Raw genomic sequence first — 12091 nt, forward strand, 5'->3', positions numbered from 1 at the left:
GCTGTCTTTGTGTATTATGTCCTTGTGTTCTGTGATTGAGAACCATGCTCATGTCCTTCTTCATTACTCCTTCCCACGCAAGGAACGCTCCATCTATAAGGATAGTAATCATGACTGGGAATGTGGTTGGTGGGTTGGTTTGGTTTTAATGTGAGCTTGTTCTTTATTGGGCGTGCCCTGATGCTCCACAGGCACGACGCATACTTACATATCAAGGAGTTAATCATTCTATGCGCTCTGGCAAAAAAATCACAACGATGATGCTGCCAACTCTCCTGTGTTTGTTTGGTGTCCTGCTAGCTGCTTGTGGTGGTGGTTCTGTGCCGGGAAGTGGTACTGGTAGCGTTAACAAGACCAAGGCTCCTGACAATCAGCAGGTGTATCGCTGGGCATTTCGTTTGCCTGATATCGCTTCATTTGATCCCGGTATAGCGACTGACAATACCTCGATTCAAGCTATCAATATGGCCTTTACCGGCCTGGTTCAGTTAGATGATCAGCTGAATATTAAGCCTCAGTTGGCCCAGTCCTATGATATCTCTGATAACGGTTTAACCTATACATTCCATCTGCGACCCAATCTGAAGTTCAGCGATGGTACCAAACTGGACGCCAACGATGTTGCTTATAGCATCGACCGCGCTCTATCTCCAGATATCAACAATCAGTCTGGTGTGGCTCTGACCTATTTAGGACTCATTAAAAATGCCCCGGAGCGGACTGAAGGAAAAGTAAAATCTGTTATTGGTACCGGCGTGATTGTAAAAGATCCTGATACCGTTGTGGTGAAGCTGAATAAGGCCACAGCGTACTTCCTGGGCGCTTTGACGTATCCAACCAGTTATGTGGTGGAGAAGAAAGTCATTGATAAGTATGGTAGCAAATGGACAGATCACCTGGCTGATAATGGCGGCCAGGGCGGTGATGGTCCTTTCAAAGTAAAAGAATATAGCCATACGACCGGTATTAAATTCGTTCCGAACGAAAATTATTATGGCAAGAAGCCACAGCTGAAGGAAGTTGATTATCTGCCGTTTAAAGATCGCCAGACCAGCTACAATTCCTATCTGGCCGATCAGGTAGATATCACTGATATTCCTCTGCCACAGTATCGTCAGTCGAAGAGCCGTCCTGATTTCAGTCAGAACGATGCTTTGACCATTTTCTATGTTGGTATGAACTACAAAGTCAAGCCTTTGGATAATATCAACATTCGCCAGGCGATGGCCCTGGCTTTGGGCCGCGATACCATTGTCAAGGCAGCATACCAGGGTGCCTATACCCCAACCTGCCACATCATTCCTAAAGGACAGTTTGGTTATAACCCGGATCTGACCTGCCCGGGTGGTGCGAGTGTTCACGGCAACAAGCAGAAAGCTGTGCAGCTGTTTGAAAAAGGTTTGCAGGAAGAGGGCCTGACACGTCAGACATTCCCTCAAATTACGCTAACCTATCCAAATCAGTCACAGGAAGCTGCTAACGAGGTTGCGACCGAAGTTCAGATGTGGAAGAGCGTTCTGGGTATTAACATCGCTTCAACTGCCATTAGCCAGAACTCCATCTATACTGCTGAGGCACAGACGCAAGGCAAAAATGGTCCATTACAGATGTGGCTGGCTGGCTGGGGGGCTGACTTCCCAGATCCAGAGGACTGGATAACCCTGCAGTTTGGCGCTGGCGCACCAAACAACGCTTATAACTATGGCGACAACAATAGCAGTCATATCGCGGTGCAGAAAGATTTGCAGAATCAAATGCTGGCCGCTGATGTCATGACCGACAAAGCTGCCCGCTTGAAAGCGTACAACAAGATTGAGCAACAGCTGGTAAATGATGTAGCCTGGCTGCCTATCGACCAGCGCCCTGATTCCCGCCTGGTCAAACCATACGTGATTGGGATGAAGTTCTCCGCTGGATCTGTCATTCCTCCAGACGACTGGGCGAATGTCTATATCGCACAGCACTAAACACTGATTGACCCTTCAGGCAAGTCAACAGGAGTAAGGGATAGCGATACCTGTATCGCTATCCCTGCTTGACTAACAGGAGGGCAAGGAGTTTGTATGATTCAATTTCTGTTGAAGAGATTAATAGGCCTGATCTTCGTGGTAATCGGAGTTACCTTTATTACCTTTACAATGGGTTATTTTGCTCCTGATGACCCGATTAAGCAGTTATTGGGGCAGCATTATACTCAAGAGGCTTATCTACAGCTTAAACATGCATATCATCTGGACCTGCCTTTTTTTCAACAATATTATAATTTTTTGATTGGACTATTCCACCTGGACTTTGGCTATTCTTTCCAATCGAAGGGCCGACCAGTGTGGGACATCTTAAAAGATGGTGTCCCCGTTTCAATTGAACTAGGTATCTGGGCCATGGTGGTACAGCTGGCCCTGGGTATTCCTCTGGGTATCTATTCAGCCATCAAGGCTCGCACATGGGTAGACACTACCAATATGGTGGTGATGCTAATTATCTATGCTTTGCCGGCGTTTGTGCTTGCAACCTTTGCTCAGGTTGTTCTAGTCTACCTGGATATCTCTATCCCCGGCTTGAACTGGCCAGTGTCTAACTGGGGCACCCCCTGGCAATATACATGGTCAGACATTCAATATAAGCTGGTGCCGATCCTTATCTATGGCGCCGCTGGCTTCGCATATTATGCTCGCCTGGCTCGCACAAGTATGCTGGAAGTGCTCAGCCAGGACTACATCCGCACCGCCCGTGCCAAAGGTTTGCTTGAACATGCCATTACGTTCCGACATGCATTCCGCAATGCCCTGATTCCGCTTGTCACGGTGGTCAGTGTATCGTTAGGTTTCCTGGTTTCTGGTGCTTTCTTTATTGAGCATGTCTTTAATATTCCCGGCATTGCTGAGACCACCCTGTCTTCAGTCGGTGCCAGCGACTACCCGGTTATCCAGGCAACGACTGTTGTACTTGCTGTCACTGTTGTGCTTGGCAACCTGGTTTCTGACATTTTGTATACCGTTGTCGACCCACGTATTAAGTCAGAATAGGAGGACATGTAGATGATGAAGGATCGCATGGAGCGGGGGCCGAATGTTCCACAATATACCCCGGGCGAGCCATTTAATAATAATTACAGGTTTCAACCAGGGGTGATGGCTCCAGATAATACAGTGAAGCCCATGGAACCAGAGATGGAGCCGATGGCTGCCAGCACTACTGATGGTCCGCAGAAGCCAGACAAGAAGCATGCGACACCTTTCCAGGAGTCATTCCGCCGCTTCCGCCGTGATAAGAAAGCGATGATTAGCCTGGGTGTGATCGTGTTTTTAATCGTGCTGGCAATCGTGGGCCCGCCGATCTATCAGCACATTGGTGGCATCTACAATAGTACGACGAATGGCCCGATCGGACCTGATCAATATCACAATTTTGGACATGCTGAAGTTGACCGCGTGACCGAGGGGCCATCTGCTCAATACTGGTTGGGAACTGATGCCCTGGGACGCGACATCCTGGCCCGCATTATGCAGGGCGTGCTGATTTCAATTTCAGTCGCGGTACTGGTTGAGGTGGTTGACATTGTGCTGGGTATTCTAGTGGGCGTGCTGGCTGGCTATTATGGTGGCTGGATCGACTTCTTTCTGGCGCGCTTTACCGATATCATGTTTGCTTTTCCGGGATTGCTCTTCTTGATTCTGATTTCTGGTATTATGGGTCCATGGGCTGATAAAAATCTCAACCATATACCTGTCATTGGGGCTAACGGGAATGCTCGCCTGCTCCTGGTTTCACTGGCCCTGGCCTTTACTATCTGGCCTCTGATGGCTCGCTATGTGCGTGGTCAGACCTTGCAGTTGAAGCAGCAACAATATGTTGAGGCCGCCAAAACTCTGGGTAGCTCGAATCTCCAGATTATCCTGCGTCACATCGTTCCTAACCTGTTTAGTATTGTTGTGATCGCCTCGACCCTGAACATTTCAAATACTATTATCGCTGAGGCCGGTATTAGCTTCCTTGGCCTGGGTGTACAACCTCCCGGTTCAAGTATTGGTCTGATGGTCTCTGAAGGCTCACAATACATTCGCACCAATCCCTGGGTCGCGATTGTCCCTTGTACTATCCTGGCGATCATCGTGCTGGCCTTCTCATTCCTTGGTGATGGTGTACGCGATGCTTTTGATCCACGCGCCAAAGACTAGCAGATATTACTAATACGCAAAAAGGGATTTGCTTTATGGGCAAATCCCTTTTTGGTGTCTGGGTCTACCCTTTGCGGACGGGCACATGAGTGCCCACACAGTATTTAGTATGTGGTGCAGAAAAATGTGCTCGACACGTTCTGCACCACATACCAAATACTGCTCTCTTCCTTTGAGGGCTGAGATGTGATAGAGTAGGAATGTATGGTCGGGACTATGATTGGATGATGGTTGCCGCTAAGTGTGTATATTTACCAATAGAGGGTGGAGCTGGTTGTTCGTGAGGGACGCACCTCTTTTTTTCTAGCACCCCAGGAAACTACAAAGCGGATGATGCTGTATTAATATCTATTTTAAATCGCAAAAGTATTTATGTGTATATGGGCGGTGAATGTCTTGAAAACGTCGATGGATGCAATTCAGTTTGGTAAGTGGATGAGTGAGAGGCGGCGCAAGCGTGGCTGGTCAAGCCAGCGGGCACTGGTAGAAACAATACGGCAGGATCACTTCTTAAAAGATGTGCGTATTTCTGAAGATTTTCTGGCTCGCCTGGAAGCTGGTCGCCTGGCATATCCATTTAGAGGATACGTGCGCTGGCAGGTGCTGGCATTGGCGTGGCTATTGTGCTCAACTCCACGCGAGGTGCAAGCTTATCTGCAGGCGGCTTCCCTGAAAGATTTGAGTGCGGAGGAACATGAATGGGTACAGCAGTTGTATGCTCATGTTTCCAGGCAAGCTGTGGCTGCCATTGAACTGTTGCCCGTTCGTCCCCAGCGACTGGTAGGTCAAGAGACGCTGGTGCAGGAGGTATTAAACCAGCTGTGCACATTGGAGCATGGCGTTTGCGCTCTGACAGGTATGCCTGGTGTGGGAAAGAGCGCGCTGGCCTCAGAAGTTTTGCATCGCCTGGTCGCGGATGGTTATTCACGCATCTTTCATCATGGTATTATTACTATCTCCTGTAAAGGTCGGCGTGGCACCCAGGGTTTGTTATCTTTGTTGCATGAGGTTATTAGCATCCTGTTGCCCGCTCAGGAACAGCGGCCCCTGGAGCAATCAGATTCCTCCCTGGCCTTCTGGCTGGATCGCATGGAGACACATCTGGCGAGTGTGATTGACCGGGTGCGTGTGCTATTGATGGATAAGAGCATCCTTTTTCTGCTGGATGATCTGGATGCACAATTTCCTTTGCGAACCGCACTGGATGCTTTGCTAGGGAGCACCCGGCGCAATACTGTTCACTCAACTGGACAGCGCAGAAGCGTCACGCGTCATGTCGTGCTCACCACCAGTCGCCATATTCCATCGCCGGCACTGGTGAACTATCATCATCATGTACAGCCATTATTACATACTGACGCTTGCGCGCTATTTCATACCCTGACTGCATCAATGACTGCTGCTACGCCATTGAAGTTAGATGAGGAGCAAGAGCAGGCAGTTGGACAGATCTGCCAGACGGTGGGCTATCTGCCTCTGACCATAGAGCTTGTCGCTAACGCTGTGGCAGTTAGAGGCATTCCTCTCGATCTGCTGGCAACCAACGCCGCTTTTGATCCCTTCCATCCATTGCTAGATAATAGTGGAGAGCTTGGAGCGCTTTTTGAACAGGCCTTTAGTAACATTGGCCATGAGCAGCACAAACACTTTGCGTTGCTCTCGTTACTGGGACCACAGGCCTTTAGCCTGGAAGCCGCGGCAGCATTATTTCAGCATGAAAAATGGGGGGAAGAAAGCACGTCATTTGAGCCCATTTCACGCAGTGTATCGGCTCGGACGGGACGAAGTACGACGACGGAACTGGAGCGTCCCTCTGAGCCTGGCAGCCATAGAAATAGTACCCCAGAACTGACGCGGCTAGATAATCCTTATGTGCCTTTTCAGACATTGACCTCAACTGCTTTAGAGCTTGGCTACCTCGTCAATGATTCACTGCTGGAGCGCGTGACTACTGAAGCCGCTGAGTCGCACAATAATCAGCAACAGTATATGTTGCATCCATTGCTCTATGCCTATGCGCGCAATTGCGTCCAGCGCCTACCTGCCAGATATCTCGATTCCATCTGGAGTAACTTTCAAGCCTACATGGCCTGTCTGTACAGATAGGATAGCTGACGTCGCAGAAACAATAATATCTCGTAGGTGCGCCTCTTGCGGGTGCTTCTACCCTTCACACTCGAAAAATAGATAATCACAACAATACGTCCGTAATCGCTTTTCTAGTACGTTTTCGAGTGAGAAGCAAGCAAGAGCCCGCAAAGGGCGCACCTACGGTCAACGATTATTTAGATTGGTTGCTCCTGTGCCGAAATCTCGGGCTCATCTTTTGTATACATAAAGTCGATGCCACGCGCCTCCTGGCCGATAGCCGTCATGATAATTACCGCCAGGAACGCCGCCAAAGAGAAAATTCCCAGCGCGGCCGTATAATTCGGGATTTTCTGTTGCCCCAGATTGACGGCCAGAAGGGCCTGGGCAAAGATGATCTGGGCCGCGAACAGATTCCCTAGCTGATAAGCAAAACCTGGGAAGGTGCCACGCACATCAGTGGGCGAAAGCTCGTTGAGATGGACCGGCACCACGCCCCACGCTCCCTGCACCATAAACTGCAACAGGAAGGCGCCGATCGGCAAGGTGTAGAGCAGACTGACATTGGGAATTTTTAGCCAGCCAGACCACAACGGTATCATGATGATGCCCAGGCAACAGGCAATAATGATGGCCCGGCGCCGTCCCCAGCGCTGCGAATAATAGCCAAACAACGTTCCACCAATGATCGCTCCCACATTAGCAATCGCTGTGATGATGGTAGTCCCGGTGACACCAATTTTAAGTTGAGCTTGTAAGAACGTTGGATAATTATCTTGAGTTCCATGTGATAGGCAGTTGAACGCGGTCATTAAAATGATCACATAGATAAACAGGAATGGACGACTGGTAATCGCTTGCCAGATGCTTTGCCAGGGACTGATACCTGCTCTGCGGTGGCGTTGTTGTTGTCGTTCCCAGACTGGAGATTCGGGCACATTCAATCGAATGTAGACGACCAGTAAGGCTGGTAACACACCGATCACAAACAGTGTACGCCAGTTTGCCAGGGCGGCTGGGAAGAAGCTGAAAACCAGACCATAAACCAGCGCGGCAAGCAGATAACCACACGCATAGCCCTGTTGGAGAATACCCGAGAAAAGGCCTCGTGACTCTGCTGGAAGCGATTCCATGGCCAGTGATGCACCCAGTCCCCATTCACCACCCATGCCGATACCAAACAGGATACGCAGAAAAAGAAATACTGCGTAATTTGGTGAGAAGGCTGTGCATAGTTCGATAATAGAATAAAATAGAATATCGATCATCAAGGGGATACGCCGGCCGTAACGTTCGGCCAGTAAGCCGAAGATAAAGGCACCCACCGGGCGCATCATCAAGGTCAGCGAAAGAGCGAATGCGATCGCGGGTAATCCAACATGAAAATCATCTTTTAGTTTAACCTGTACGAAGGTAAGGAGAAAGAAGTCGAATGCATCCAGTGTCCAGCCCAGAAAGCTGGCGGTAAAGGTGTTGCGCTGTTCTCGTGAGAGCGAAGTAAACAATCTCCACGCCTGCATTAACCAGAGTCCTTTCATCATTGAAATATAGAGTGCTCGTTACTACACTGCTCTGTATATCATAACACAAAAAACGTTTTCTACTTTTCTTTATTGCTGTATAGAGTCATTGGATGGCTGCGCGCACTATGTATTGTGTGTGTGAAGTCTATCATCATGAGAAGCCAGGCGCCCCTGTACGGGTGGGCGCGCATACGCCCGTCCGCATTCGATCAGAGCTCTAGCTATAGTATATTGTTGAAATATTAATTAATAATAGGTATGTACGTTCTAATGTGCTAGAATGAGAATGGACGATTTTTTATCAAGAATGGTGATTTGTTCGGGTTGGGCCTGCTATATTCACGAATAAGACTTTCTTTTCAGCGATCTCTTGGCAGAGGAGGAACTGATTTGCAACGTAAATTGGACTCCACCATTCCATCTCATTTTCAACTACAAGATTTAAATAAGCTACAGGTCCTGCTGGAGGCGATTCCTGATGGTGTAGTCAAAGTTGACACGGCTGGCCGCCTGCAAAGCGCTAATGCGGTTGCTCAGCATTTGCTTGCTCGCATTATCTCAACATCGCCAGAGGATATCCTGAGGCCGGAGCGGGCGACTGCCCTGCGCGCCCGCGATGTCCAGGGGCAATTGTTGACAGCCGAGACGTTTCCAATTGCACATATGTTAGGTGGCGAAACGTTATCTGGTCAGAATGCTCCTATCATTCATTTCCCAACGCGTGATGGACAGGAGTTGTATTTGCAGATGAGTGGAGCTCCTTTGCAGAAGGAACGTACTGAGATAGTGGGTGCCGTGGTGATCCTGCGCGATATGACCGAACATGTGCGACGCCGTCGCTATTTGGAAGAAATGTTGTTGCAAGGAGCGATCGAGCAACGGCGCTTACGCAGGCGTGAGGAGCATGCGCACCGCATTTCTGCCCTGGTTGTGGATTCTGCCTATTCGTACCAGATCCGGGTGGATAGCGAAATTAGACGCATATGGCTAACGGATACGTTTAAGTCTATTACTGGCTATACACCCGAAGAAATCGATGCATTAGGCTGGCTGAATCCGTCACTCTATCATGTGGATGATGCGCCGGCGGTGCAGGCGCGCAGGCAAGCATTATTAGCAGGCGTTTCGGATGTGCAGGAGTGGCGCCTGATCACCAAAAGCGGCGAGGTACGCTGGTTGCGCGACTCCTGTCATCCGATCAAAGACCTGACCAGCGGCGCGTTTCACTTCTATGGGGCCGTCCATGATATTACCAGCCACAAGAAGGCGGAAGAACAGATTCATCATTTGAGCCGGCAACTGTCAACTACCTTTGCGGCTATAACTGACGGCGTCGTAATTTATGATCGCGAGGGACGCATGTTGCAGCAGAATCAGGCGGCTCGCGAGCTGTTAGGCTTTGACCAGGGTGATAACTATAGTCTGCTACCGATGCCAGAACGCTTTCCGATGGTACATATGCACCTGGACCGGCAGCCGCTGAGGCTAGAACAGACGCCATTGTATCGGATTTTGCATGGCGAGATCCTGAAAGGTCCACAGGCTGAAGATAGTTTTATTACGGCCCTGGATGGTCAGCAGCGTTGTCTTAACATTAGTGGTGCCCCGATTCGCAATCTCGCCGATGAAATTATTGGTGGCGTGCTAATATTTCGCGACGTGACGGTCAGGCGGCGGCAAGAGTTGCGTACCCAGCATGCATTGGATACACTATTGGCAATGGCCGAGGCCCTGGCACGCTCGATGGAGCAGCTAAACTTCCCTGATAATATAGCAGATCAGAAAGCTTATATCTCACGACAAGAGGTTGTCCAGCACTTACTCTCGCTTGGTTGTGATCTGCTGGGTGCCCAGGTAGCTTGCATTGTAACAATGGACCAGGGCACTTATCGTTTTGTGCCGGTGGCGGTCACAGGACTTGCGAGCGACCTGGAAGAGCGCTTTTGGAGAGAGACGCCTCATGCGTATTTGCATGATTACTTTCCAGCTGATTTTCGTGAGCAACTTTTAGAGGGTGAACCCGTTTTGCTAGATGTAGCCCGGCTACCAAAGGCGGATATGCCCACCTATGGTATGTCTCAGATGTTGGTTGCACCTTTGCATGTCGGCGAACAGTGCCTGGGCCTGCTGATAATGGATACGCTCTCAGTCACGCAGGAATATCCATTAGCTGAAGCCCTGGCCTTGCTAAAAGTAGTGGGCAAATTAACCGCTCTGGTCATCGAGCGTGAGCGCCTGATACATGAACGTATCATTGCGCAAATTCGTACTGTTGCTGAGTGCGAAGCGAATCGCCAGAAAGACGACTTTTTACGCCTGGCAAGTCACGAGTTACGCACGCCTTTAGCAACCATTAGATCTGGGCTGCAACTCACGCGTCGCAAAATAGGACATTTGCAGGCGGAAATACCTGGCGTTGACCTGCTACAGCAGATCGATGAGGTACTCGATCGCGGAGAGCGCCAGGTTGCGGTTGAAAGTCGGTTAATTAGTGATTTACTAGATGTTTCTCGTATACAAGAGGATCGCCTTGAGTTACAATCTAAGTTGTGTAATCTACTGGATGTAGTACGCAATGTTGTTGCCGATCTCCGTACAAGCAACCCGTTGCGCACCATTCAGATTATTGAGCCCGCTAATGAAGATATGATCCCTGTTGCCGCTGATGTTGAACGTATTGGACAGGTACTCACAAATTATTTAAACAATGCCATCAAATATTCGCCAGTGGATAAAGCGATCAAAGTATGTTTTGAGCTAGATGAAAGGGTTATACGGGTCTCTATTTGTGATGAAGGGCCGGGCCTGGCTCAGGAGGTTCAGCCAAAGGTCTGGGCGCGCTTTTATCAGGTGCCTGATCGCATTGTGTATAGTGGATCATCTGGATTGGGACTGGGACTCTATATTTGTCAAAAGATTATACGCCAGCATAATGGACAGGTTGGCGTTACTAGCTGCCCGGGGCAGGGGGCTACTTTCTGGTTTACCTTACCCCTGGCCCTGAGTTAAAGTATGAGCGACGGAGATTTTCCCGATCACAGAAACGTTAGTAACCAGAGTAGTAGAGCCGTTGTTGTAATGCCATCGGGAGGGAGATCGCACTCATAACGACTCGTGTCAGCTTTTCTGTGTGAATGGGAGCCAGGAGTTTTGCAATATTTGTTTACGGTGCCTTTTTTTTTACGCCATTCTCCATTGCGTGTGCGTATGACTATCTTTCTAAGTTGTTGTGTGGTCGTCTTTATTGTAATTGCGTACGCATTATTTGAGACCTCCAATAATAGAATCGTCACTCTCTGTGCTATACCAGTGATGGTTGCCTGCTGTCTGTTCCGGTTACGGAACGCCAGCCTTTGCACGTTAATTATCCTGCTGGTCTCTGCTGGCTTATTGACCCTGCATATCCATACTCTGCAATGGCCAGTTCCCCTCATTGAAGGTTTCTCGTTTGGAGCTCTGGTGATAGGCATGGAACTTGCTTGCTTCAGTTTTCTGACGGTATCTTTGAATTTATCTGACGCGGCCAGGCAGCAATCACGGCATGCAGAACAACAATTGAACCTGGCTTATGAGCAGCAGCAACAATTAGAAGAATTGCGCGATCAGTTCCTGATGAGCGTCAGCCATGAATTGCGTACGCCACTTACGGAAGTGAGGGGCTATATTAATCTATTGCTGGAATATGGTAATAGGCTTGATGAAGCCACACAGAGTTCCTTTTTGCAGAGCGCATCCTATGGTTGTGACGAGCTGGAATTAATTATTGGTAACGTGCTAAATATGTCTCGTGTAGGAAAAGATTTGAAGCCTATCTGCATGCAAGAATTGCCACTGGCCGCGACTATTGCTGAGATATGCGAGCATGTCTATTTGCAGGATCACTCGTTAGAGCTGAATATTGACGCTGATTTGACCGTGCTGGCCGATCGACAACAATTGCGGCAGGTATTGCGTAACCTGATCTCGAACGCCTGCAAATATTCTCCTGCACATACTTCTGTAGTAGTCTGTGCCAGTCCCTGGGAAGATAACATGGTTCGCTTTTGTGTAAAGGATTATGGCGCAGGCATTGGTGCCGCTGATGTGCCCCACCTTTTCCAGAAGTTTTCACGCCTGAAGCGCGATATTGCCAGTTCGGTGCGTGGTACTGGTCTGGGCCTGTATATCAGCAAGCAATTTGTGGAAGGCATGGGTGGACGTATCTGGGTTGAGAGTGAGGGTGTGCCAGGCAAGGGAAGTAGTTTCTATTTTACGTTGCGTCAGCCCTCTACGACCAGGTAGGTAGATGGAGTACTAGAAAGA

7 protein-coding genes are annotated in these 12091 nt (G+C 49.2%); 6 read left to right on the forward strand and 1 reads right to left on the reverse strand.

The genetic code is table 11. From position 1 onward, the window contains the following. Window positions 1-230: 230 nt before the first annotated feature. From JMI88_RS15500 to JMI88_RS15515, 4 genes are all read left to right on the forward strand, one after another. Window positions 231-1967: a peptide ABC transporter substrate-binding protein gene (locus JMI88_RS15500; RefSeq protein ID WP_201362831.1), complete on the forward strand. Its 1737-nt coding sequence runs from the start codon at window positions 231-233 to the stop codon at window positions 1965-1967. Between the two features lie 96 nt (window positions 1968-2063). Then, window positions 2064-3026, forward strand: coding sequence for an ABC transporter permease (locus JMI88_RS15505; RefSeq protein WP_201362832.1), 963 nt, complete (start codon window positions 2064-2066; stop codon window positions 3024-3026). A gap of 12 nt (window positions 3027-3038) precedes the next feature. Next, complete coding sequence (locus JMI88_RS15510) at window positions 3039-4178, forward strand: ABC transporter permease (RefSeq protein WP_236022929.1); 1140 nt, start codon at window positions 3039-3041, stop codon at window positions 4176-4178. A 396-nt stretch (window positions 4179-4574) separates the two neighbouring features. Continuing rightward, window positions 4575-6284 (forward strand): ATP-binding protein, encoded by a 1710-nt coding sequence (locus JMI88_RS15515; protein ID WP_201362833.1) that lies wholly within the window; start codon window positions 4575-4577, stop codon window positions 6282-6284. 179 nt (window positions 6285-6463) lie between these two features. Here JMI88_RS15515 and JMI88_RS15520 read toward each other — a convergent pair whose 3' ends face one another. Further along, window positions 6464-7786: an MFS transporter gene (locus JMI88_RS15520; protein WP_201362834.1), complete on the reverse strand. Its 1323-nt coding sequence runs from the start codon at window positions 7784-7786 to the stop codon at window positions 6464-6466. A gap of 393 nt (window positions 7787-8179) precedes the next feature. Here JMI88_RS15520 and JMI88_RS15525 point away from each other — a divergent pair, with 393 nt between their 5' ends. Further along, window positions 8180-10798 (forward strand): PAS domain-containing sensor histidine kinase, encoded by a 2619-nt coding sequence (locus tag JMI88_RS15525; protein WP_201362835.1) that lies wholly within the window; start codon window positions 8180-8182, stop codon window positions 10796-10798. A 159-nt stretch (window positions 10799-10957) separates the two neighbouring features. Further along, on the forward strand, window positions 10958-12070 hold the full coding sequence (locus JMI88_RS15530) for a sensor histidine kinase (RefSeq protein WP_236022937.1): 1113 nt from the start codon (window positions 10958-10960) through the stop codon (window positions 12068-12070). The last annotated feature ends 21 nt before the right edge of the window (window positions 12071-12091 follow it).

Source organism: Dictyobacter formicarum, assembly GCF_016587435.1.

Excerpts from the sequence above, each read along its gene's own strand:
- JMI88_RS15500 (WP_201362831.1), top strand. The coding sequence starts at position 231 with ATGCGCTCTGGCAAAAAAATCACAACGATGATGCTGCCAACTCTCCTG.
- JMI88_RS15505 (WP_201362832.1), top strand. The coding sequence starts at position 2,064 with ATGATTCAATTTCTGTTGAAGAGATTAATAGGCCTGATCTTCGTGGTA.
- JMI88_RS15510 (WP_236022929.1), top strand. The coding sequence starts at position 3,039 with ATGATGAAGGATCGCATGGAGCGGGGGCCGAATGTTCCACAATATACC.
- JMI88_RS15520 (WP_201362834.1), bottom strand. The coding sequence starts at position 7,786 with ATGCAGGCGTGGAGATTGTTTACTTCGCTCTCACGAGAACAGCGCAAC.